The following is a 22,949-nucleotide window of genomic DNA, read 5'->3' as shown; positions in this document are numbered from 1 at the left end:
TGTCCGTTGCCTTCGGGCGGCGCTGTGCTCAATCCAGTGCTGATACCTGTCCCAGCGCCGTGAGCTCGTAGCCGCCGAGCTGCCGCGCGAGTTCGCCGAGTTCCGCGCCGCCCAGCCGCGCGAGCAGGCGCTGGAAGAGGTGGCGGAAGTAGATTTCCTTCGGCAGCGCGAGATCCAGCGCTTCCCAGCCGAGCGGCAGGAAGTCGAGGCCGAACTCGGTGGCGGTCGCGCGCGTGCCGGGCGTGCAGTCGGCGCCGTCGTGCAGGAGCAGGGCCGCGGCCTCGCGTTCGCCGGCGGCGGTCGCGACGGCGCTGCAGTCGTCGGCATGCAGTCCGCGCGCGCGCAGCGCCGAGGCGAGGAAGTGGCCGGCGCCCGATCCCGCGCCGCGCATCGCCCAGCGCACGTCGAAGGCGACCAGGGTTTCGAGCTGGTCGATGCCCAGCCCGGGGCGCAGCAGCACGCCTTGCTCGCGCAGGCCGAGGCGCACCAGCGTCCAGCGGGCGTGGCCGGGATGGGCGCGCAGCAGCGTCGCGTGCTGGGCGAGGCTGTGTTCGGCGCCGCCCCAATGCACCATGCTGAGGTCGACGCGGCGGCGGGCGAGCTGTTCGAGGCCGGTCAGGGTCGCGGTCGGGCTGTAGGCGACGAAGGCTTCGGCGCCCAGTTCGGTGGCGAGTAGCCGCACGGCCGCCGCGAGCAGCGCGTCGTCGCCGCCGGCGATCAGCAGGCGGTCAGTGAGCACGCCGCCGTGCGCCTGTTCGAGCAGCCATTCGTCGAGCAGCCGGCGCGGAAAGAGCCACTTGCCGCCGACGCGTGCGGCCGGGACTTCGCCGCTGTTGGCGAGCTCGTACAGCTTCTTCTCGTTGAGGTGCAGGTAGGCCGCCGCCTGCTTCGCGGTGAGGCAGGGGCTCTCCGGCGTAAGGGGGGCGACGACCGGCGGCTCGGGGGCGCTCATTTCTCGACGTCGTTGAGCTCGTCGCGCGTGTTGATGTTGCGGAACGCGGCTTCCTCGTCGTCGAAGCGCACTTCGACGATCTTCAGCGTCGCGTACCAGAAGTCGATCTTGCGCCCGCCGCCGGCGAGGAATTCGTCGAGGTGCGGGAGCACGTCGCGTCGGCACAGGCAGAACACCGGGTGCGGCTGGTCGAAGGTGCGCGCGACGGCGAGCTCGGCGCCCGCCGCGACGAGGCCGCGATGCAGGCGTTCGACGAGATCCGCCGGCAGGAAGGGCGAGTCGCAGGGTGCGGTCGCGACGAGCGGATGCCGGGCGCGTGACAGCGCCGCGTGCAGGCCCGCGAGCGGGCCGGCGAAGCCGCCGATGTCGTCAGGGAACACGGGATGGCCGAAGGCGGCGTAGCGTTCGGCGTTCTGGTTGGCGTTGATGATGAGCTCGTCGACCTGCGGGCCGAAGCGTTCGATCACCCATGCGGCCATCGGCCGCCCGCGCAGCGCGACCAGGCCCTTGTCGACGCTGCCCATGCGGCGCCCCTGCCCGCCGGCGAGGATCACGCCGGTGATTTTCTCTGTCGTGCTCATCGCGTGAACCGTTCCTCGCCGGTGAATAGGAGGTAGTGCTTGCCCTGCGCGCGCCCGATCATCGTGAGGCCTATCTTGCGCGCGATCTCCCAGCCCATCTGCGTGAGGCCGGAGCGCGAGACGAGGAAGGGGATGCCCATCTGCGCGGTCTTGATGACCATCTCGGAGGTGAGTCGGCCGGTCGTGTAGAAGATCTTGTCGCCGCCGTCGAGGCCGTCGAGCCACATCTGGCCGGCGATCGCGTCGACGGCGTTGTGGCGGCCGACGTCCTCGACGAACATCAGGATGTCGCAGCCCCCCGCGCCCGGCACCGCGAGCGCGCAGCCATGCACGGCGCCGGCCTGCTTGTAGATCGATTCGTGCACGCGCACCGCGTCCATCAGCGCGTACAGCGTCGCCTGCGACAGGCGGCGCTCGGCCGGCAGGCGGATCGCGTCGATCTCGTCCATCAGCCCGCCGAACACCGTGCCCTGGCCGCAGCCGGTCGTGACGGTGCGGCTGCCGAGGCGTTCCTCGGCGTCGATGAGGCCGTTGCGCGTGGTCACCGCGACGGCGTTGACCTCCCAGTCGACCTGCACCGATTCGATGTCGTCGAGGCTCGCGACGAGACGCTGGTTGCGCAGCCAGCCGATCGTCAGCGCCTCGGGTGCGGCGCCCAGCGTCATCAGTGTGACGATCTCGCGGCGGTCGACGTAGATCGTCAGCGGGAACTCGCCGGCGATCGGCGTCGGCACGGCTTCGCCGAGTTCGTTGATGGCCGGGATGGTCACCGTCAGGGGGTGGCTCGCGTGGCTCAGCAGCGGGCGGCGCGGCGTGTCGGGGGCTGGGGGCATGGAGGTCGCAGGAAGGTTTGGACCGTATTCTAGTGTGGCGGGCCGCATGTTCGCCAAGGGCCGCGGCGCGCCGGTCGCCCGGCGGCGCGGCTTCGCCTATCCTATGAGGGATCGAGTCACCCGGAGTTCGTCGCATGGATCGCTTTCCCCTCGCCGTCATCATGGAGCGCCGCCGTCTGCAGAATCGCTGGGCGGACGAGGCGTGGGAGGCGGTCGGCGTCGTGCCGGCCTTCGGCGACAACCCCGCCGCGACGCGCCAGCTCGTCGCCGAGAGCGATCGCGACCAGTACCTCGTCGGCGGCTTTGCGCTCGAGCTCTTTCGCGACGAGGCCGACAACTACTTCCTCAACCTGAGTTCGCCGGTGCCCAAGGTGTTCGTGATGTGGCGGCGCGAGGATGGCGTCGCCAAGCCGCTCGTCGTCACCGTGAGCTACGGCGAGGCGGCGCGCCTGCTCGACTCGGGCGAGCAGGTCGATGGCGTGGCGATGCCGCGCGAGATCGCCGACTGGGTCGGCGAGTTCGTGAACCTGCATTACAAGCCGGAGCCGCGCAAGAAGGTGCGCCGCAACGACCCGTTCGCGCAGGACCGGGGAAACCCATGAGCGACCGTTTCCTCTCCCGCTGGTCGCGCCTGAAGCGGCAGGGCGAGGCAGCCCCGAGCGCCCCGCCGTCGGCTCCGCCCGCGCCTGCTGCAGAGGAGGTGCCCGCCGCGCCCGCGACGGCAGCCGCAGCGCCTGCCACCGACGCGGAGGCTGCGCTGCCGCCCGTCGACAGCCTGGACTTCGCTGCCGACTTCAGCGCCTTCATGCAGAAGGAGGTCAGCGAAGCGCTGCGCCGCACCGCACTGCGCAAGCTCTTCAGCGATCCGCACTTCCACTTCGAGCAGATGGACAAGCTCGACATCTACATCGACGACTATTCCGTCTCCGATCCGATCCCCGCGGATGTGATGCAGCGCCTGCGCCAGTTCGAGACTTTCCTCAAGGACGAGGAAGCCGCTGCGGACGCGCCGGCGAAGGGGCCGGACGAGCAGGCGGACACTGCCGCCGCGGCGCCCCCGTCCGGTGATGCCGCACCGCCTGCCGCGCAAACCGGGCCCGCCGGCGAACCCGATGCGCCACCCGCGCCTGCGCCGGACGCTGCATGAGGAATGCGACATTTTGGGGACTGCGGGACATTTAGTCGCGCCTGAATCCGGTTTTCGTGCCGGGCGACGGTAAATCGGGGATTCTGGCTCCGTTCTCCTCCTGCATCGATGGTATGTCGTCTGCTTTGCCTGCGTCACTACCATCAGGCAGGCAGAACCCGAAAAGTGCAGAGACAGATCAGGCTGTGCGACTGCAACCGCAGTTTCACGGTCGATGAACAAGCCCTCGCGGCGGGCATCCAGGCGCCGCTGAAAGTCCATCACGAACTCTGCCGGCGCGAGATCGGCGAGGTCGAGTCCGCGCTCGCCTGCGGCGACGTGCTGGTCGGCTGTACGCAGGAGGCCACCCTGTTCGCCGAAGTCGCTGCCGAGCGGGCGGCCGCGCGCATCGACTTCTTCAATCTGCGCGAAAACGCCGGCTGGTCCGCCGAAGGCCGCGGTGCGACGCCCAAGATGGCGGCGCTGCTCGCGGCGGCGACGCTGCCCGAACCCGAGCCGGTCGCGGGCGTCACGCTCGTCGCTGGCAACCATCTGCTGATCGTCGGCGAAGCCGGCGCGGCGCTGGGCTGGGCCGAGCGGCTGGCGACGCGCTTCGACGTGTCGGTGCTGCTCACCGGCACGAGCCGCGATGCCGAATTGCCGACCGAGCGGCGCTATCCGGTGTGGTCCGGTGCGGGCGTGACGCTCAGCGGCCATCTCGGCGCCTTCGAGGTCGCGTGGACGCAGCAGAACCCGATCGACCTCGACCTGTGCGTGCGCTGCAACGCCTGCATCCGCGCCTGCCCGGAAGGGGCGATCGGCTGGGACTACCAGGTCGACACCGCGCGTTGCCGCGCGCACCGCGCCTGCGTGGCGGCCTGCGGTGCGGTCGGCGCGATCGACTTCGCACGCGCCGACGGGCAGCGCGAAGGCCGCTTCGACCTCGTGCTGGATCTGTCGCCCGAGCCGCTGCTGAAGCGCGTCGAGCCGCCGCAGGGCTACGCCGCGCCGGGGCGCGATCCGCTCGACCAGGCGCTCGCCGCGCAGGCGCTGGGCGAGCTCGTCGGCGAATTCGAGAAGCCGCGCTACGTCGCGTTCGAGCCGAAACTGTGCGCGCACAGCCGTTCGCGCAAGACCGGCTGCACGAACTGCATCGAGTCCTGTTCGGCCGAAGCGATCGCGTCGGCGGGCGACGTCGTGCGCGTCGACCCCTATCTGTGCCAGGGCTGCGGCTCCTGTTCGACGGTGTGCCCGACCGGCGCGCTGGCGGCGCAGTATCCGCGCGTCGAGGACCTCGGCCTGCGCGTGAAGACCGTGCTGACGCGCTACCGCGACGCGGGCGGCGAGGCGCCCTGCCTGCTGTTCCATTCCGCCGAAGCCGGGCGCGCGCTGATCGAACGCCTCGCGCGCCGCGGCGAGGGCCTGCCCGCGCGCGTGATCCCGCTCGAGACCTGGAGCGCCGACGCGGTCGGCCTCGACCTGATGCTCGCCAGCGTCGCGCTCGGCGCCAGCCAGGTCGCGGTGCTCGCCGCCGGCACGCACGACGCGGCGCCCCTGCGTGCGCAGGCCGCGCATGCGCAGGCGATCCTGACGGGCCTCGGCTACGCCGGCGAGCACCTGCGCATCGTCGACGCGGAAGACTGGAGCGGGCTGGAAGCCGCCCTGTGGGACTGGACTCCGGCGCAGGGCGTGGGCCGCGCGGCGAGCTTCCGCCCCGTGCCGCGCAAGCGCGACACGCTCGATCTCGCGCTGCGCCACCTGCACGAATCGGCCCCCGCGCCGGTCACGGAAATCGCGCTGAAGGCCGGCGCGCCCTTCGGTGCGGTCGCGGTCAGCGACGCCTGCACGCTGTGCATGTCCTGCGTCGGCGCCTGCCCGACCGGCGCACTCAATGCCGCGACGGACGCGATGCGCCTCGGCTTCCTCGAGAAGGCCTGCGTGCAGTGCGGCCTGTGCGCGAATTCCTGCCCCGAGAACGCGATCACGCTCACGCCGCGGCTGCTGCTCGACGAGTCGGCGCGCCGCAGCGTGCCGCTCAAGGAGGCGGAGATCTTCCACTGCGTGCGCTGCGGCGCGGCGATGGGCGCGAAGCCGATCATCGACGCGATGGTGAGCCGCCTTGCCGGGCACGCGATGTTCGCCAGCGAGGCGCAGCGCCGGCGCCTGCACATGTGCGCCGACTGCCGCGTGATCGACCTGATGGAAAACGAGAACGGCACCAAAGCCTGGGACATGACCGAATGAACGCACCCGCCGCGATCATCGAAGCGCACCTCGCGCCGGCCGGCGACGCGCCGGTCCTGGGCGACGAGGACCGCGCCCGCGCCCATCACTATGCGCTGCTCGCGCGCCTGTTCTTCGCCGCGCCGGACGCGCCGCTGCTGGCGGCGCTCGCCGCGTCGGCACGCGTGATGGGCGACGGCGACGCGCCCTTCGCCCGCGCCTGGGCCGAGCTCGGCGACTGCGCCGAACAGGCCGACGCGCCCGCGGTGCGCGACGAATACGACGCGCTCTTCTACGGCATCGGCCGGCCCGACGTGATGCTGTACGGCTCGTGGTACCTGGCCGGCTTCCTGATGGAGGAGCCGCTCGCCGAACTGCGCGACGACCTCGCCGAGCTGGGCCTCGCGCGCCGCGCCGGCGTCGCCGAGACCGAAGACCATATCGCCGCGCTCGCCGAGGTGATGCGCCACCTGGCGCTGACCGGCCCCGACGAGGCCGGCCTCGCACGGCAGCGCCGCTTTTTCGTCCGTCACCTGCAGCCCTGGTACGCGCGCCTCGCCGACGCGCTCGCCGCGGCGCCGCAGGCACGGTTCTATGCCCGCACCGGAGCGCTGATGCGGGCCTTTTTCGACATCGAGAGCGAAGCTTTCGCAATGGAGCAGGGCGTCGCCGGCCACTGAGGACCGGACGAGACGACCCGGCATTGGGGGAAAGAGCATGGAAGACAAGAAATCCGGCCTGCAGCGCCGTCATTTCCTGCTGACGCTCGGTGCCGGCGGCGCCGCTGCGGCAGCGGCCGTCGCGACCGTCGCGGGCAAGCCGGCCACCGTGGCCGCACCGCTCGCCACGGTGGCGGGTGAACCCGGGACCGGGCGCGGCGTCAGCGAGCACGCCCGCAACTACTACCGCACGGCGCGCATCTAGGCGGGGGACACGCGATGCTTACGAGGAAATCCACCCAGGCGACGGGCGCGGCCCGTCAGCTGCGCAGCTCGGCCGCGCGGCATTTCGGCCAGACCATGGACCGGCGCACCTTCCTGAAGCGTTCGGGCCTCGGCGTCGGCGTCGGCGCGCTCGCCGCGCAGCTGCCCTACAACCTGATCGGCAGCGCCGATGCGGCCGCCCCTGCGGCGGCCGCGGCCGGCGGCGAGGAGGCCGTGCGCCGCACCGTGTGCACGCACTGTTCGGTCGGCTGCGCGATCGACGCGGTCGTCAAGAACGGCGTGTGGCTGCGCCAGGAGCCGGTGTTCGACTCGCCGATCAACCTCGGCGCGCACTGCGCCAAGGGTGCATCGATCCGCGAGCACGGCCACGGTGAGCATCGCCTGAAGTACCCGATGAAGCTCGTCGACGGCAAGTACCAGAAGATCACCTGGGACCAGGCGATCCAGGAAGTCGGCGACCGCCTGCTGAAGATCCGCGAGGAATCCGGCCCCGACGCCGTGTACTGGATCGGCTCGTCGAAGCACAGCAACGAGCAGTCCTACCTGCTGCGCAAGTTCGTGTCCTTCTTCGGCACGAACAACATGGACCACCAGGCGCGCATCTGCCACTCGACCACCGTCGCCGGCGTCGCCAACACCTGGGGCTACGGCGCGATGACGAACTCCTACAACGACATGCAGAACGCGAAGGCGATGCTGTTCATCGGCTCCAACGCGGCCGAGGCGCACCCGGTGTCGCTGCTGCACATCCTGCATGCGAAGGAGAACGGCTCGAAGATGGTCGTCGTCGACCCGCGCTTCACGCGCACCGCGGCGAAGGCGGACTACTACGTGCGCATCCGCTCGGGCACCGACATCGCCTTCATCTGGGGCCTGCTGTATCACATCTTCCAGAACGGCTGGGAAGACAAGGAATACATCCGCCAGCGCGTGTTCGGCATGGACAAGGCGCACGAGGAGTTCATGAAGTGGACGCCGGACCGCGTGCAGGAAGTCACCGGCGTGCCCGAGGAGCAGGTGAAGCGGGTCGCCGAGACGCTGGCGAAGAACAAGCCGTCGACGGTCGTGTGGTGCATGGGCCAGACCCAGCACACCGTCGGCAACGCCAACGTGCGCGCGATGTGCATCCTGCAGCTCGCGCTCGGCAACGTCGGCGTCTCGGGCGGCGGCACGAACATCTTCCGCGGCCACGACAACGTGCAGGGCGCGACCGACGTCGGCCCCAACCCCGACTCCCTGCCCGGCTACTACGGCCTGGCACCCGGCTCGTGGAAGCACTGGTGCAAGGTGTGGGGCGTCGATTACGAGTGGGTGAAGGCGCGCTACAAGTCCGAAGAGCTGATGACCAAGTCGGGCATCACCGTGTCGCGCTGGATCGACGGCGTGCTCGAGAACCCGGAACTCATCGACCAGCCCGGCGGCAACCTGCGCGCGGTCGTGTATTGGGGGCATGCGCCGAACTCGCAGACGCGCGGCGCCGAGATGGTCGAGGCGATGAAGAAACTCGACACCCTCGTCGTGATCGACCCCTACCCGTCGGCGACCGCCGCGATGGCGGCGATGGTGCGGAAGGACGGCGTGTATCTGCTGCCCGCGTGCACGCAGTTCGAGACCTCCGGCTCGGCCACGGCGTCGAACCGCTCGCTGCAGTGGCGCGAGAAGGTGATCGAGCCGCTGTTCGAGTCCAAGCCCGACCAGACCATCATGTACGCCTTCGCGAAGAAGTTCGGCTACGCCGACGAGCTCGTGAAGAACATCAAGCTGGTGAAGGACAAGCAGGGCTGGGATGAGCCCGAACCCGAGGACATCCTGCGCGAGATCAACCGCGGCACCTTCACGATCGGCTACAGCGGCCAGTCGCCCGAGCGTCTCAAGCTGCACATGCAGAACATGGCCACCTTCGACGTGAAGACGCTGAAGGCCAACGGCGGCCCGTGCGACGGCGAGTATTTCGGCCTGCCGTGGCCGTGCTACGGCACGCCCGAGCTCAAGCACCCCGGCACGCCCAACCTGTACGACACCTCGAAGCACGTGATGGACGGCGGCGGCAACTTCCGCGCCAACTTCGGCGTCGAGAAGGACGGCGTGTCGCTGCTCGCCGGGGACGGCTCCGCGTCGAAGGGTTCCGAGCTGCAGATGGGCTACCCCGAGTTCGACGACGTGCTCTTGAAGAAGCTCGGCTGGTGGGACGAGCTCACCGATGCCGAGAAGGCCGCCGCCGAAGGCAAGAACTGGAAGACCGACCTCTCGGGCGGGATCATCCGCGTCACGATGAAGAACCACGGCGTACACCCCTTCGGCAACGCCCGGGCGCGCGCGCTGGTGTGGAACTTCCCCGACCCGATCCCGCTGCACCGCGAGCCGATCTACTCGCCGCGCCCGGACCTCGTCGCGAAGTACCCGACGCACGACGACAAGATGAAGTTCTGGCGCCTGCCGACGCTGTACAAGTCGCTGCAGGAGAAGGTCAAGGACATCTCCAGGGAATACCCGCTGATCATGACCTCGGGGCGCCTCGTGGAGTACGAGGGCGGCGGCGAGGAGACGCGCTCCAACCCGTGGCTGGCCGAGCTGCAACAGGAGATGTTCGCCGAGGTGAACCCCAAGGACGCCAACGACGCGGGCTTCCGCAACGGCGACTACATCTGGGTCGAATCGCCGACCAAGGCGAAGCTCAAGGTGCGCGCCCAGGTCACGCAGCGCGTCGCGCCGGGCACGGTGTTCCTGCCCTTCCACTTCTCCGGCTGGTGGCAAGGCAAGGACATGCTCGAGTTCTACCCCGAAGGGGCGGCGCCGATCGTGCGCGGCGAGGCGGTCAACACCGCGACGACCTACGGCTACGACTCCGTGACGATGATGCAGGAAACCAAGACCACCCTGTGCCGTGTCAGCAAGGCATAGAGATGACGACCCCCACGCTCACTTTGTTCGCTGCCCCCCGAGGGGGCTGCGACCTTCCTTGGGACGGCCCGGCGGAAGGTCTAGGAGGAAAATATAAATGGCACGCATGAAATTCCTGTGTGACGCCGAGCGCTGCATCGAATGCAACGGCTGTGTCACCGCCTGCAAGAACGAGCACGAAGTGCCGTGGGGCGTGAACCGCCGGCGCGTCGTCACGATCAACGACGGGGTGCCGGGCGAGCGTTCGATGTCGGTCGCCTGCATGCACTGCTCGGATGCGCCGTGCGTCGCGGTGTGCCCGACCAACGTCATCTACCAGACCGAGGAAGGCATCGTCCTGCACGACAAGGACGGCTGCATCGGCTGCGGCTACTGCTTCTACGCCTGCCCGTTCGGCGCGCCGCAGTTCCCCAACGGTCCGGCGGCCTTCGGCGCGCGCGGCAAGATGGACAAATGCACCTTCTGCGCCGGCGGCCCGGAGGAGAACGGCTCGCAGGCGGAGTTCGAGAAGTACGGCCGCAACCGCATCGCCGAAGGCAAGCTGCCGCTGTGCGCCGAGATGTGCTCGACCAAGGCGCTGCTCGCGGGCGACGCGGCCGAGCTCTCGGAGATCTTCCGCGACCGCGTGCTGCGCCGCGGCAAGGGCGTCGAGGCCTGGGGCTGGATGACCGCTTACGGCAAGGAGGAGGCGAAAAAATGAAGACGCGCATTCCTTACGTGATCGCCGCCGCGTGCGCGGCGGTGCTGCTGGCCGGCTGCGGCGAGAAATCGCAGGTCGCCCGCTACGAGCACGGCAAGTATGCCGGCAAGAACGACACCCGCCCGTGGGAGGGCGGCGTCTACAAGGGCGACAAGGGGGCGTGGGAGCAGGCGCTGCGCAACCGCGTCCACGGCCAGAACGAATACAAGCGGGTCGAGTGAGGAGCCGGCGATGAGCACAGTCCCCAGGCAACGCAGCGGCTTCGCGCTGCTGCTGGCGCTTGTGTCGTGGCTGTTCCTGCTGGGCAGCGGGGCGGCGATGGCGCAAGCCGACCCGGCCGCCGCGCAGGTCGAACGCCAGCAGACGCAGCCGCTCAACAACGCCCCGGTATGGCGCGAGGTGCGCTCGGGCGAGGCCCACTTCACGACCGTGCGCGGTCCCGAGACCGGCGTGCTGATCCAGACCGAAGGCCAGGTGTGGCGGCAGTGGCGCAACGGCCCGATCACGTTCTACGGCGGCATCCTGCTGCTGGTCGTGCCGACCGCGATCGGGCTGTTCTACGCCGTGAAGGGTGCCGTCAAGCTGCACGGCGCGCCGACCGGGCGCCGGATGCAGCGCTTCAGCACCTTCGAGCGCGTCGTGCATTGGGGCACCGCGGTCACCTTCGTGGTGCTGGGCATCACCGGCGTATGCATCCTGTTCGGCAAGCACTTCATCGCGCCGGTGTTCGGCACCGCGGTGCTGGGCGGGCTGCTGACGGCGGGCAAGGCCGTGCACAACTACATCGGCCCGCTGTTCGGCGTGTTCACGCTGCTGATGATCGTCGCCTTCCTGCGCGACAACGTGTGGCAGGCGATCGACAGCGTATGGATCCGCAAGGCCGGCGGCATCGCCAGCGGCGAGCACGTGCCCTCGGGGCGCTTCAACTTCGGCGAGAAGACCTGGTTCTGGATCGGCGTGACCTTCCTCGGCCTGATCGTCGCCGGTTCCGGCCTCGTCATGGACTTCCCCAACTTCGGCCAGACGCGCGCCGACATGCAGCTCGCCAACATCATCCACGGCGTCGGCGCGATCCTGCTGATCGCCCTGTCGCTGGGCCATATCTACATGGGCACGATCGGCGTCGAAGGCGCCTACCAGTCGATGAAGACCGGCTACGTGGACGAGGCCTGGGCGAAGGAGCACCACGAAGTCTGGTACGACGAGGTCAAGGCCGGCCGCTCCGGCCACCCCTGAGCCGCGGCGCGCGGGAGGCCTGGCGCGGTGCCGCCCGCGCAAGCTCTCCGGCGGTGCCGCCCGCGCAACCCCTCCCGCCGCGCGGTTTTCCTTCGCGGCGTTCCCGACTAGACTGACCGGAGAAGGCCGGCGCCCGCCCGCCGGCCCCCGACATCTCAACGCAGGAGTACGCACGCATGAGCACCGTGACCCTGGGTGGCAACCCGATCGAAGTCGCAGGCAAGTTCCCGCAGAAGGGCGATACCGTCCCGCCGCTGTCGCTGGTCGGCGCGGACCTGAAGGACGTGACGCTCGCCGACCATGCCGGCAAGCGCAAGGTCCTCAACATCGTCCCCAGCCTCGACACCCCGACCTGCGCGACCTCGACGCGCAAGTTCAACGCCGAGGCGTCCAAGCTCGCCAACACCGTCGTGCTGGTCATCTCCGCCGACCTGCCGTTTGCCGCGAAGCGCTTCTGCGTCGCCGAAGGGCTGGAGAACGTCGTCACGCTGTCGACGATGCGCGGGCGCACCTTCATGAAGGACTACGGCGTCGAGATCGCCTCCGGCCCGCTCGCCGGCGTCACCGCGCGTGCCGTCGTCGTGCTGGACGCCGACAACCGGGTGCTGCATTCGCAGCTCGTCGGCGAGATCAAGGATGAACCCGACTACGCGGCGGCGCTCGCGGCGCTGAAGTAGGCAGCGGGCAAAACCGTTTAGGCAAAATGGGTTTATCATACGGGAGCGAGTAGCCGCGAGCCGGCTGCCCGCTCCCGCTTCCGGCTGGCGGAATCAGCCGCTTTCCCGTCCGTCGCCCGAAGCAAGCAGATGCCGGATCTACTGCCGAAAGTCGGCCTCGAACAGCTCCGGGTGGGCATGTTCGTGTCGCTCGACATGCCCTGGCTGGACCATCCCTTCCTGGTCAATTCCTTCCGCATCAGCAGCGAGAAGCAGCTCGCCACGCTGCGCGAGCTGGGGCTGCGCAGGATCGCCTACGACCCGACCCGCTCGGCCGCCGAGCCCTTGCCGCCGGGCGGCGAGACCCCGTCCGCCGCGTCGCCCGCGCCCGAATGCAAGGAGCGGGTGCACATCGAGACCAAGCGTTCGCGCGCCGCACGCATGAGCGAGCAGCGCGAGCTCATCCGGAGCTGCGAAAAGGCCTACGCCAGCTGCGTGGATTCGACGCGCGACCTGCTCGCCGACCTGCTGCACTATCCGGCCGACGCGACCGCGCAGGCCGGGGCGATGGTGGGCGAACTCGCGTCCACCTTCCTCGAGGATGCCGGCGCCACCGTGATGCTCATCGCGTCGCGCAAGCGCGACGACGCCACGCACCAGCACTCGCTCAACGTGATGATCCTGACGATGATCCTCGCGAAGGGGCTGGGCCTGAAACGCGAGGTGTTCGAGGCCGCCGGCATGGGCGCGCTGCTGCACGACATCGGCGCGAAGCGCATCAATCCCATCGTGCTGCGCACGAAGGAGCGCAGCCGCCCCGAGGAATCCCTCTACCGCATGCATTGCGAGTACGGGCTGCAGATCGTCGGCCGGCACGTCCCGCCCCCGGTGTGCGCGATCATCCGCGAACACCACGAAGCCATGGACGGCAGCGGTTTCCCCGCCGGGCGCAAGGGCTCGGACATCAACCGGCTGGCGCGCATGGTCGCGATCGCGAACCGCTACGACAACCTGTGCAATCCGCACCACCTCAGCGACGCGCTGACGCCGGCGGAAGCGCTGTCGCAGATGTATGCGCGCGAGGCCGCGCACTTCGATCCCTTCATGCTGTCCGCGTTCATCAAGGAGCTCGGCATCTATCCGCCCGGCTCCTTCGTGCGCCTGTCGACCGGCTCGATCGCGATCGTCGTCGCCGTCACGCCGGGCAACACGCTGCGGCCGACCGTGCTGGTATATGAGCCGGGCGTGCCGCGGCGCGACGCGCTGGTGCTGAGCCTGGCCGACGCCCGCGAGGTCATGATCGACGCCGTGCTCAAGCCGCGCGCGCTGCCGCGCGAAGTCGTCGATTACCTCAATCCGCGCATGAACCTCGCGTACTTCGCGCAGCGCGCGCCCGGCTGATCACGCGGGCGCGATCGCGTCGAGCGCCTTTTCCAGCGACTTCACGCTGCGCTCGACCGCGTGCAGCTTGTCGAGGCCGAAGAGTCCGATGCGGAAAGTGCGGAAATCCGCCGGCTCGTCACACTGCAGCGGCACGCCGGCGGCGGTCTGCAGGCCCTGCGCGATGAACTTCCGCCCCGACTGGATCTCCGCATCGTCCGTGTAGCACACGACCACGCCCGGCGCCTCGAAGCCCGCGGCGGCGACGCTCCGGAAGCCGCGCGCGGCGAGCACTTCGCGCACGCGCCGGCCCAGTTCCTGCTGTTCCGCCTGCACCTTGTCGAAGCCGTAGGCCTCGGTCTCCAGCATCACGTCGCGCAGCGCGGTCAGCGCATCGGTCGGCATGGTCGCGTGATAGGCGTGGCCGCCCTTCTCGTAGGCTTCCATGATGTGCAGCCACTTCTTCAGGTCGCACGCGAAGCTGGTGCTGCCGGTGGTCTCCAGGCGCTCGCGCGCGCGCTCGCCGAGCATCACCAGCGCGCAGCACGGCGGTGCGCTCCAGCCCTTCTGCGGCGCGCTGATGAGGATGTCGACGCCACTTGCCGCCATATCCACCCAGATCGTGCCGGAGGCGATGCAGTCGAGCACGAACAGGCCGCCGACCTCGTGCACGGCGTCGGCGACCGTGCGCAGGTAGCCGTCGGGCAGGAGCATGCCGGAGGCCGTCTCGACGTGCGGCGCGAACACGAGGTCGGGCCGGTGCTCGCGGATCGCCGCGACGACCTCGGCGATCGGCGCCGGCGCGAAGGCTGCCTGCGGGCCGGGCGCGACCGGGCGTGCCTTCAGCACCGTGCATTGCGAGGGGATGCCGCCCATGTCGAAGATCTGCGTCCAGCGGTAGCTGAACCAGCCGTTGCGGATCACCAGGCACTTCTTCCCGGTCGCGAACTGGCGCGCGACCGCCTCCATGCCGAAGGTGCCGCTGCCAGGCACGACGATCGCCGTGTGTGCGGCATAGACCTTCTTCAGCACGCGCGAGATGTCGCGCATGACGCCCTGGAAGCGCTGCGACATGTGGTTGAGCGCGCGGTCGGTATAGACGACGGAGTATTCGAGCAGACCTTCGGGATCGGGTTGGGGCAACAGGCTGGGCATCTTCTTCGGGCTCCGCAGAAATGAATCCAACATGGCCGTCCAGCTTAGCACGCGAGGCGACTCAGGGCGGACAGGGGCGCTGGTGCAGGTACTTCTCGCATTCCTCGGCGGTGAAGCCGCGCGTGACGCGTTCGCGCAGCGCCGCCGCGAGCTGTGCCGGATCGAGCGGAAGGAAATGCACCCGCTTGTCGCCGCCGCCGGTCGCGAGCGTGCTTCCGTCGGGGGCGAACGCGACCGCATTCACCGCGGCGTCCTGCAGCGGCAGCGTGAAGCGCTCCGCGCCGCTCGCGACGTCCCACACGCGCGCGCTGCGGTCGCGGCTGGCGGTCGCGAGCAGGCGGCCGTCGGGGCTGAAGGCGAGCGCGCCGATCGCACCGGCGTGGCCGGTGAATTCGCGCAGGGGCTTGCCGCTGGCAAGATCCCACAGGCGTGCGCGCCGGTCCGCACCGGCCGCCGCGAGCAGGGCGCCGTCCGGGCTCAGTGCGATGTCGTCGATCTCCTCGCCGCGTTCCTGCAGGCGGCGCTGCAACTTGCCGTTCGCGGCGTTCCACGCCGCGAGGCCGCCATCGGCGCCGGCCGTGAGCACATGCTGCCCGTCGCGGCTGAAGAGCGCGCGGTTCAACGGCGCGGTGCCGGTGCGCAGCCACAGGCGCCGCGCCCCGCTCGCCGCGTCCCAGATGCCGACCATGCCGTCGCGCCCGGCCGTGACGACGAGGCGCCCGTCGGCGCTGAAGGCGACGCTCTGCACGCGTCCCGCATGTCCGCGCAGCAGGCGCGGCGCCAAGGCGCCGGTGGCATCCCACAGCGCGGCCGTGCCATCGACGCTCGCGGTCGCGAGGTGCTTGCCGTCCGGGCTCCAGGCGATGCGGAACACCGCGTTCGCGAGTCCCGTCAGCTGCTGCAGCACCTTGCCGCCGCCGAGGTCCCAGATTTTCGCGGCGGTGTCGCGCGAGGCCGTCGCGAGCCGGTTGCCGTCGGGGCTGAAGGCGATATCGTCGATCGCGCCGCCGTGGCCGAAGGCGACGTCCCACAGCTTCACGCTGCCGTCCCCCCCGGCGGTCGCGAGCCTGGGGCCTGCCGGATCGAAGGCGAGGCCGTGGACGGCGTCGCCGTGGCCGGCGGGCGTCGTCAGCGGCTGGCACTCGCCCTGTGGCCGGGTGCAGCCGGCGACGTCCCACAGACGCGCCGTGCCGTCGAAGCCGCCGGTCGCGAGGCTCAGGCCGTCCGGGCTGAACGCGAGCGCATGAACCGTGTCGGGCTGCTCGGGCAGTTCGCGCACCGGCGCGCCGCTCGCGACGTCCCACAGGCGCACGCTGCGGTCCTGGCCTGCACTCGCCAGCCAGTGCCCGTCCGGGCTGAAGGCCACCGCGAAGACCGTGTCCGTGTGGCCGTCGAGCACGTGCTCGGGGCGCCCGCTGAGCAGGTTCCAGAGGCGCACCGAGGGCTCCCCGCCGGCGGTCGCGAGGCGCCGGCCGTCGGGGCTGAAGGCCACTGCGCGCACCTCGGCCCGGTGACCGGTCAGGTTCGCGAGCAGGCGGCCCGTGTCGGCATCCCACAGGCGCACGACCGGGTTCTGGCCGACCGTTGCGACGATCTCCCCGTCCGGGCTGAACGCGACGCCCTGCAGGCGTTCGGCCTGGCGCGGTAGCTCGCGCAGCCGTTCGGCGCGCGCGACATCCCACAGGATCGCCCTGCCGTCGTAGCCGACCGACGCGAGCGTCCTGCCGTCGGGGCTGAACGCGAGGTCGCGCGCCTCGTCCTCGTGGCCGCGCAGCACCGCGATCCCGGCCCCGTTCGCGGCATCCCACAGGCGCACGCTGCCGTCCTGCCCGGCGGACGCCATGCGTAGGCCGTCGGGACTGAAGGCCACCGCCTGCACGCGCTCCGCGTGCCCGCGCAGCGTCAGGCGCAGCCGCGTCGCGTCGAGCGTACGCCGCGCCACATCCTCGGCCTGCCCGCGCACGGACGGGGGGGCGTCCGCGGTGCGCCGCAGCGCCTCGAGGGCGGCATGGACGCTGATCTCCGGGTCGCTGTCGAGATAGCGCAGCGCGGTCGCGACCAGCTGCACCGACAGCGCCAGCTCGGCTTTCTGCCGTCGCTGCGTCTCGGCCACCTGCTGCGCGATCAGCGCGGCGATCGCCGCGAGCGCCGCGAGAAAGGCAAGGACCCCCAGCCAGACCGCGAGCCGCCGCATGCGCCGCGCGATCGCGGCCTCCTCGCCGGCCTGCGCGCGTGCCGTCGCGAGCTCGCGCGCGTTCTCCGTTTCCCGTTCGCGTTCGAGGTAGCCGTGCCGCCACGCCAGGATCGCCGGTGCGAGCACGTCGTGGCAGATCTCGTACTGCGCGCCGCGGTCGTCGCCCGGCGACGGCGCGAGGCGGTTCAGCACGCGCGCGTCGGCGAGGTGCTGCAGCACCGCCTCGATGTCTTCGTCCGCTGCCTCGGTCCGGTCGCGCAGGTCCGCGACGCGGCACGCGATCTTCGCGCCCGCAGGCGTCACCATGCGGTCGAAGAATTGCGTGCACAGCCGCTGTTCATCCACGCCCAGACGCGCCATGACCCCGGCGAGATGCCGGTGCGCGACTTCGCGCGCGTCGCCTAGCGCCGTGAAGCTCGCCAGCCGCAGCACGTGCGAGCCGGCGCGCATCTCCTCGTCCCAGATGTGCGTCAGCACCAGCTGCAGGATTGCCGCCGGGATGCCGTTTGCGCCGCTGCCGTCGCCCGAGCCGACGTCGGCGATCACGCGCTCGACGAGCCCGTCCTCGATCGTCACCGGCACGTCCTGCGGACCCATGCCGTTGAAGACCGCGAGCGGGCTGCGGATCGCCGCCTCCGCACCGGGCGCATCGAGGTGCTCGAGGCGGAGCGTGTTCGCCAGCAGGTCGGGGATGCGTCCGCGCAGGCGGTCGAGGTGCGCGAGGCTGTCCTCGCGCAGCGACACCAGCACGCCGAAGTCGAGGCCGGCATTGACCGCATCCGCGAATTCGCGCTCGAAGGCATCGCCGGCCGCGGTATCCGGGTGGTAGGGGAAATACTCCTCGAACTGGTCGAGCACCAGCAGCACCGCGCCACCCACCGCCTGCGCGAGTGCCGCGACGATCTCTTCGAGCGGCGCCGTGGCATCGACGTCGGGCGTCGCGTCGGCCGGGAACGCCGCGATCAATTCCCGCTTCAGCGCCGCGAGGAAATCCGCGCGCGGCCACTCGCGGAACACCGCGACCGCCGTGCGCGGCTGCGCCTTCAGCGCCGGCACGACGCCCGCTAGCAGCAGCGAGCTCTTGCCGACGCCGCTCGCGCCGTACAACACCGTCAGCGGGGCGGAAGCCAGGTGCGACGCGACGACGTGCTGGTCGCGCTCGCGGCCGAAGAACAGGCCGCACTCGGCCTCGGTGTAGGGGCGCAGGCCGACGTAGGGGCAGGACACGGCGTCCGCGGCGTCGCTCATCGGCGTTCCCCCGCGGCCGACAGGGCACGGCATTGGCATGGTCGCGGTTGACACGGCACCGCCCGGCTGCGCCGCAGCCGGTTCCAGATCACGCCGAAAGGGGGCATCCGCCACCGCAGTCCTCCATGCCGATCCGTCGCAGGGCGCACCGCTATGTCATCCGGCACGCCGCCGATGCTGAACTATAGTTGAAATCGCACGCCCGACCGAAGGAGTTCGACGCTGCGTTCCCCGACATGTGCCCCACCCTCCTGAATCCGAAAAAATGCTAATAACATAGACTGGGCAGCCGCTGCACGAGGCCGGTCGTCCCTTTGGCCAGAGGCCCGTGCGCGCACTCGGGGTCAACCCGCATCACCCGTTTGCCGCACAATGCCTTACGATTGGCGCGGGAGCATGCTGTTCGCCGCACGTGCCCGCTTCGCCGGACCGCCGTGCCGAACGCATTTCAGAACCAACGCAATGGGAGTCCGTTCATGCGCAAGTCCCTCACCGCCCTCGCCCTGTGTTTCGCCGTCGCCGGCCTCGCTGCGCCCGCGCACGCCCAGCTCACCGGCACGCTGCAGAAGATCAAGGATTCCGGCGCGATCACGGTCGGTCATCGCGAATCCTCGGTGCCCTTCTCCTACCTCGACGCCAACCAGAAGCCGATCGGTTACGCGATGGACCTGTGCGCGAAGGTCGTCGACGCGATCAAGGCGGAACTGAAGCTGCCCAGCCTGCAGGTCAATTATCAGCCGGTGACGTCGCAGAACCGCATTCCGCTGATGCAGAACGGCACGATCGACCTCGAATGCGGCTCGACCACCAACAGCGTGGCGCGCCAGCAGCAGGTCGGCTTCTCGGTGGCCTACTTCGTCACCAGCGTGCGCCTGGCCGTGCGCAAGGATTCCGGCGTCAAGGACATCGGCGACCTCGACGGCAAGCCCGTCGTCACGACCACCGGCACCACGTCCGACCAGCTCATCAAGATGAACGAGAAGGGCAAGACGATCGACGTCAGGAACATCTACGGCAAGGACCACGCCGACTCCTTCCTGATGGTCGAGAGCGGCCGCGCCGCCGCCTTCGTGATGGACGACATCCTGCTCGCGGGTCTGATCGCCAGCTCCAAGAACCCGGCCGGCTTCGACATCGTCGGCCCCTCGCTGCGCGACGAGCCCTACGCGGTGATGATGCGCAAGGACGACGCGCCGTTCAAGGCGCTGGTCGACAAGACCCTCACCGGCCTGATGAAGTCCGGCGAGGCCGAGAAGCTCTACACCAAGTGGTTCATGAATCCGATTCCGCCGCGCAACGTGAACCTCAACTTCCCGATGAGCGCGGCAGTCAAGGCGGCGTTCCAGCATCCGACCGACAAGGGCGTCGAGTAAGGCGCCCCGCGCGGCGGCCTGAGCCGGGCCGCCGCGACCCGACATCCGACAGACCGGCCCGGCGCGCCGCCCAGGGAGGGGAGTTCGCATGAACTACCATTGGGACTGGATGTTCTTCTTCCAGGAGACCGACGACGGTCTCAAGTATTACGACTGGATCCTGTCCGGCCTCGGCTGGACCACCGCGGTGTCGCTCGCCTCGCTGGCGGTCGCGCTGCTCCTCGGCTCGGTCCTCGGCGTCATGCGCACGACGCCCCGGCGCTGGCTCGTCGGCCTCGGCGACGCCTATGTCGATGTCTTCCGCAACGTCCCGCTGATCGTCCAGCTCTTCATGTGGTTCTTCGTCGTGCCCGAGCTGGTGCCGGAAAAGCTCGGCATCTGGATGAAGCAGGACCTGCCCTACATCGTCACCGCGGTCGTCGGCCTGGGCCTCTACACCGCGGCGCGCATCGCCGAACAGGTCAAGGCGGGCATCAACTCGCTGTCGCGCGGCCAGCGCAACGCCGGCCTCGCGCTCGGCTTCACCGAGTGGCAGACCTACCGCTACGTGCGCCTGCCGATGGCCTATCGCATCGTGCTGCCGGCGCTCACGTCGGAGGCGATGAACATCTTCAAGAACTCCGCCGTCACCTACGCGGTGGGCATCCTCGAGCTGTATTTCCAGTACAAGCAGATCATCGAGAAGACCTCGCAGGTGCTGGAGATCACCATCGTCGTGACCTCGTGCTACTTCGTGCTGGCCTTCGTCATGAACCGGCTGCTCGCCTTCATCGAGGCGCGCACACGCGTGCCGGGCCTGATCGTCGGCACCAAGGGCGACAAGTGAGGAGGGCGGCACCATGAGCGACTTCGACTTTTCCGTCATCGCCGCGAACTGGGCCTTCCTTGCCGAAGGCCTGCGCTACACGCTGCAGGTGACCGTCACCGCGATGGTCGGTGGCATCCTCATCGGCACGCTGCTCGCGCTGATGCGCCTGGGTTCGATCACGCCGCTGCGCTGGTTTGCCATCGGCTATGTGAACGTCTTCCGCAGCGTGCCGCTGGTGCAGGTGATCCTCGCGTTCTACCTCATCCTCCCGCTCGTGCTGCAGATGATCACCGGCAAGCCGACGCCGATCGGCGCCGCCAATTCCGCCTACTTCACCTTCACCATCTTCGAGGCCGCGTACTACTCCGAGATCATGCGCTCGGGCATCCAGTCGATCCCCAAGGGGCAGATCGCCGCCGGCTACGCGCTCGGCTTCACCTACGGCCAGACGATGCGCCACGTCGTGCTGCCGCAGGCCTTCCGCAACATGCTGCCGGTGCTGCTCACGCAGACCATCATCCTGTTCCAGGACATCTCGCTGGTGTACGCGATCGGCGCGACCGACTTCTTCGGCGCCGCCGACAAGATCACCCAGCGCGACCTGCGCCCGGTCGAGATGTACACGACCGTCGCGGTCGTCTATTTCATCATCTGCTTCCTGCTGTCGCGTCTGGTGAAGCGACTGCAAACCCGTATCGCCATCATCCGTTAAGCATCGGGAGTCCACAACGATGATCGAGATCCAGAACGTTTCGAAGTGGTACGGCAGCTTCCAAGTGCTCACCGACTGCACGACCCGGGTCGACAAGGGCGAGGTCGTCGTCGTGTGCGGGCCGTCGGGCTCGGGCAAGTCGACACTGATCAAGTGCGTGAACGCCCTCGAGCCCTTCCAGAAGGGCAGCGTCGTCGTCGACGGCATCGCGGTCGAGGACCCGAAGACCAACCTGCCCAAACTGCGCTCGCGCGTCGGCATGGTGTTCCAGCACTTCGAGCTCTTCCCCCACATGACGATCACCGACAACCTCGCGATCGCCCAGGTCAAGGTGCTCGGCCGCAGCCGGGACGAGGCCGTCGAACGCGGCCTCAAGCTGCTCGACCGCGTCGGCCTCAAGGCGCACGCGGCGAAGTTCCCGGGCCAGCTGTCGGGCGGTCAGCAGCAGCGCGTCGCGATCGCGCGCGCGCTCGCGATGGACCCGATCTGCATGCTGTTCGACGAGCCGACCTCGGCGCTCGACCCCGAGATGATCAACGAGGTCCTCGACGTCATGGTGCAGCTCGCCCAGGAGGGCATGACGATGATGTGCGTCACGCACGAGATGGGCTTCGCGCGCAAGGTCGCGAACCGCGTGATCTTCATGGACCGCGGCGCGATCGTCGAGGACGCCGCGAAGGAAGAGTTCTTCGGCCAGCCGCGTTCCGAGCGCGCGCAGACCTTCCTCGCGAAGATCCTCAACCACTAAGGCATCGGGGGCGAGGCGCCGCCCCCGGTGTTCACACCTTCTTCAGGTAGCAGGCCTTCAGCATGAAGTTGCCGGCGTCCATCTTGCAGTCGACCTCGTGGTCGCCACCGACGAGGCGGATGCTCTTCACCTTGGTGCCGACCTTCAGCGTGATCGACGAGCCCTTCACCTTCAGGTCCTTGATCAGCACCACCGAGTCGCCGTTCTGCAGCACATTGCCGTTGGCATCCTTGACGACCGCCTCGCCCTCGTCGTCAGCGGGCGCGGCTTCGGCCATCGGCCATTCGTAGCCACAGTCGGCGCACACGTAGTTCGCACCGTCGGGGTAGGTGTTCTCGAGGGTGCATTGGGGGCAGGGCGGGATGTTCGACATGGTGTACTCGCTGATTTCGGCTGCGAAAAGCCCCGGAGTATCCATAACGCGGTGGTGGTTGGCAATCGCCGCCGGCGGCAGGCTTTACTCCCGGGCGCTCTTGCAGTCGAATGAACGGACCGCAGGGCCCGTGCAAGGAGTGCCGATGAACATCGAACGCAAACCCATCCGCCGCGGCGGCATCCGCTCCGCCGGCTACGACCGCGGCAGCCGCATCCTCGAAGTCGAATTCGACAACGGCAGCATCGTGCAGCACAGCGGCGTCGGCGACGAGATCGCACGCCGCTTCCTCGCCAGCAGTGCGCCGGCGAGCTACTACCGCGACAACATCGAGGACGAATTTACGTCACGGCGCGTGAAATGATGCCCCGACCGATCAGTTGGTGCTCTCGGACAGGTGCAGGTGGAACGGCCCGGTCTCGCTGCGCCGCGCGTTGATCAGCACCTCGCTGATCTGGATGATCGGTGCGATATCCGTGTAATTCGGTATGTCGTCCATGATCTCCGCCGTGTGCGGGCCGAACGCGGCGTGGAAGGCGTCGATGGTGTGGAAGTACAGGTGCGCCATCGCGACGAAGCTCGGCGACGACCCTGGCGCATCGCCCGCGATGCCGCGATCGACGGCAATCCCCTGGCATGCGTCGCCGAGCCTCTCCTTCACCATCGGCATGTGCTCGGTGCAGTAATAGTCGAAGTCGAAGCGGAAGGCGTCGGCATAGGGGTACAGCACGCTCACTTTGATCATTTGTAACTCCCTTCATGTGCTCGGGATGTTGGCCGCCGCGCCCGTTGACGTGTCCGATGCC

At 69.2% G+C, this 22,949-nt stretch carries 23 protein-coding genes; 16 read left to right on the top strand and 7 right to left on the bottom strand.

Annotated features, from left to right (window positions below):
* Positions 1–28 precede the first annotated feature (28 nt).
* From GPA22_RS02405 to GPA22_RS02395, 3 genes are read right to left on the bottom strand one after another with little or no spacing between them, the layout of a single operon-like run.
* Positions 29–952, bottom strand: coding sequence for a helix-turn-helix transcriptional regulator (locus tag GPA22_RS02405; protein ID WP_169254504.1), 924 nt, complete (start codon positions 950–952; stop codon positions 29–31).
* Positions 949–1,533, bottom strand: a complete 585-nt coding sequence (gene mobA, locus GPA22_RS02400; protein ID WP_169254503.1) for a molybdenum cofactor guanylyltransferase MobA — start codon at positions 1,531–1,533, stop codon at positions 949–951. The genes GPA22_RS02405 and mobA overlap by 4 nt, the downstream gene beginning before the upstream one ends.
* Complete coding sequence (locus GPA22_RS02395) at positions 1,530–2,366, bottom strand: formate dehydrogenase accessory sulfurtransferase FdhD (RefSeq protein WP_169254502.1); 837 nt, start codon at positions 2,364–2,366, stop codon at positions 1,530–1,532. Before GPA22_RS02395 ends, mobA begins: the two co-directional genes overlap by 4 nt.
* Positions 2,367–2,500: 134 nt before the next feature.
* On the opposite strand from GPA22_RS02395, the gene GPA22_RS02390 reads away from it, so the two are divergent.
* From GPA22_RS02390 to GPA22_RS02340, 11 genes are all read left to right on the top strand, one after another.
* Complete coding sequence (locus GPA22_RS02390; RefSeq protein ID WP_169254501.1) at positions 2,501–2,968, top strand: DUF3305 domain-containing protein; 468 nt, start codon at positions 2,501–2,503, stop codon at positions 2,966–2,968.
* Positions 2,965–3,513: a DUF3306 domain-containing protein gene (locus GPA22_RS02385; RefSeq protein ID WP_169254500.1), complete on the top strand. Its 549-nt coding sequence runs from the start codon at positions 2,965–2,967 to the stop codon at positions 3,511–3,513. The genes GPA22_RS02390 and GPA22_RS02385 overlap by 4 nt, the downstream gene beginning before the upstream one ends.
* A gap of 108 nt (positions 3,514–3,621) precedes the next feature.
* A complete protein-coding gene (locus tag GPA22_RS02380; RefSeq protein WP_169254499.1) occupies positions 3,622–5,736 on the top strand; it encodes a 4Fe-4S binding protein in 2,115 nt (704 codons plus the stop codon).
* Entirely contained in the window at positions 5,733–6,395 is a 663-nt protein-coding gene (locus GPA22_RS02375) for a TorD/DmsD family molecular chaperone (RefSeq protein WP_169254498.1), read from the top strand. The genes GPA22_RS02380 and GPA22_RS02375 overlap by 4 nt, the downstream gene beginning before the upstream one ends.
* Before the next feature lie 37 nt (positions 6,396–6,432).
* Positions 6,433–6,639, top strand: a complete 207-nt coding sequence (locus tag GPA22_RS02370; RefSeq protein WP_169254497.1) for a hypothetical protein — start codon at positions 6,433–6,435, stop codon at positions 6,637–6,639.
* A gap of 14 nt (positions 6,640–6,653) precedes the next feature.
* Positions 6,654–9,560 carry a molybdopterin-dependent oxidoreductase gene (locus GPA22_RS02365; RefSeq protein WP_169254496.1) on the top strand — a complete coding sequence of 969 codons (2,907 nt, stop codon included), beginning with the start codon at positions 6,654–6,656 and terminating at the stop codon, positions 9,558–9,560.
* Positions 9,561–9,657: 97 nt separating this feature from the next.
* A complete protein-coding gene (fdh3B, locus tag GPA22_RS02360) occupies positions 9,658–10,260 on the top strand; it encodes a formate dehydrogenase FDH3 subunit beta (protein ID WP_169254495.1) in 603 nt (200 codons plus the stop codon).
* Positions 10,257–10,481 carry a hypothetical protein gene (locus GPA22_RS02355; RefSeq protein ID WP_169254494.1) on the top strand — a complete coding sequence of 75 codons (225 nt, stop codon included), beginning with the start codon at positions 10,257–10,259 and terminating at the stop codon, positions 10,479–10,481. Before fdh3B ends, GPA22_RS02355 begins: the two co-directional genes overlap by 4 nt.
* Positions 10,482–10,491: 10 nt before the next feature.
* Positions 10,492–11,496, top strand: a complete 1,005-nt coding sequence (locus GPA22_RS02350) for a formate dehydrogenase subunit gamma (RefSeq protein WP_169254493.1) — start codon at positions 10,492–10,494, stop codon at positions 11,494–11,496.
* Positions 11,497–11,672: 176 nt separating this feature from the next.
* On the top strand, positions 11,673–12,173 hold the full coding sequence (gene tpx, locus GPA22_RS02345) for a thiol peroxidase (RefSeq protein WP_169254492.1): 501 nt from the start codon (positions 11,673–11,675) through the stop codon (positions 12,171–12,173).
* 129 nt (positions 12,174–12,302) lie between these two features.
* The gene (locus GPA22_RS02340; RefSeq protein ID WP_169254491.1) at positions 12,303–13,553 is read left to right on the top strand and encodes a cyclic di-GMP phosphodiesterase; all 1,251 of its coding nucleotides are present in this window, start codon (positions 12,303–12,305) and stop codon (positions 13,551–13,553) included.
* Here GPA22_RS02340 and GPA22_RS02335 read toward each other — a convergent pair whose 3' ends face one another.
* Positions 13,554–14,687: an aminotransferase class V-fold PLP-dependent enzyme gene (locus tag GPA22_RS02335; RefSeq protein WP_169254490.1), complete on the bottom strand. Its 1,134-nt coding sequence runs from the start codon at positions 14,685–14,687 to the stop codon at positions 13,554–13,556.
* Positions 14,688–14,748: 61 nt separating this feature from the next.
* On the bottom strand, positions 14,749–18,129 hold the full coding sequence (locus GPA22_RS02330; protein WP_169254489.1) for an nSTAND1 domain-containing NTPase: 3,381 nt from the start codon (positions 18,127–18,129) through the stop codon (positions 14,749–14,751).
* A 476-nt stretch (positions 18,130–18,605) separates the two neighbouring features.
* Here GPA22_RS02330 and GPA22_RS02325 point away from each other — a divergent pair, with 476 nt between their 5' ends.
* From GPA22_RS02325 to GPA22_RS02310, 4 genes are all read left to right on the top strand, one after another.
* Positions 18,606–19,502 carry a transporter substrate-binding domain-containing protein gene (locus tag GPA22_RS02325; RefSeq protein ID WP_169254488.1) on the top strand — a complete coding sequence of 299 codons (897 nt, stop codon included), beginning with the start codon at positions 18,606–18,608 and terminating at the stop codon, positions 19,500–19,502.
* 88 nt (positions 19,503–19,590) lie between these two features.
* Positions 19,591–20,328 carry an amino acid ABC transporter permease gene (locus GPA22_RS02320; protein WP_169254487.1) on the top strand — a complete coding sequence of 246 codons (738 nt, stop codon included), beginning with the start codon at positions 19,591–19,593 and terminating at the stop codon, positions 20,326–20,328.
* A gap of 13 nt (positions 20,329–20,341) precedes the next feature.
* Complete coding sequence (locus GPA22_RS02315) at positions 20,342–21,022, top strand: amino acid ABC transporter permease (protein WP_169254486.1); 681 nt, start codon at positions 20,342–20,344, stop codon at positions 21,020–21,022.
* A 19-nt stretch (positions 21,023–21,041) separates the two neighbouring features.
* A complete protein-coding gene (locus tag GPA22_RS02310) occupies positions 21,042–21,770 on the top strand; it encodes an amino acid ABC transporter ATP-binding protein (RefSeq protein ID WP_169254485.1) in 729 nt (242 codons plus the stop codon).
* Between the two features lie 31 nt (positions 21,771–21,801).
* On the opposite strand, the gene GPA22_RS02305 is transcribed toward GPA22_RS02310, so the two are convergent.
* The gene (locus GPA22_RS02305) at positions 21,802–22,143 is read right to left on the bottom strand and encodes a zinc ribbon domain-containing protein YjdM (protein WP_169254484.1); all 342 of its coding nucleotides are present in this window, start codon (positions 22,141–22,143) and stop codon (positions 21,802–21,804) included.
* Between the two features lie 145 nt (positions 22,144–22,288).
* Between GPA22_RS02305 and GPA22_RS02300 the strand changes: the two genes are divergently transcribed.
* Complete coding sequence (locus GPA22_RS02300) at positions 22,289–22,507, top strand: KTSC domain-containing protein (protein WP_169254483.1); 219 nt, start codon at positions 22,289–22,291, stop codon at positions 22,505–22,507.
* Between the two features lie 12 nt (positions 22,508–22,519).
* Here GPA22_RS02300 and GPA22_RS02295 read toward each other — a convergent pair whose 3' ends face one another.
* Complete coding sequence (locus GPA22_RS02295) at positions 22,520–22,888, bottom strand: EthD family reductase (protein ID WP_169254482.1); 369 nt, start codon at positions 22,886–22,888, stop codon at positions 22,520–22,522.
* Positions 22,889–22,949 lie beyond the last annotated feature (61 nt).

The organism is Aromatoleum toluvorans, from assembly GCF_012910905.1.
GTDB lineage: Bacteria > Pseudomonadota > Gammaproteobacteria > Burkholderiales > Rhodocyclaceae > Aromatoleum > Aromatoleum toluvorans.
Note: the sequence above shows the minus strand (reverse complement) of the source record. Positions and strands in the feature narration are given on the sequence as shown.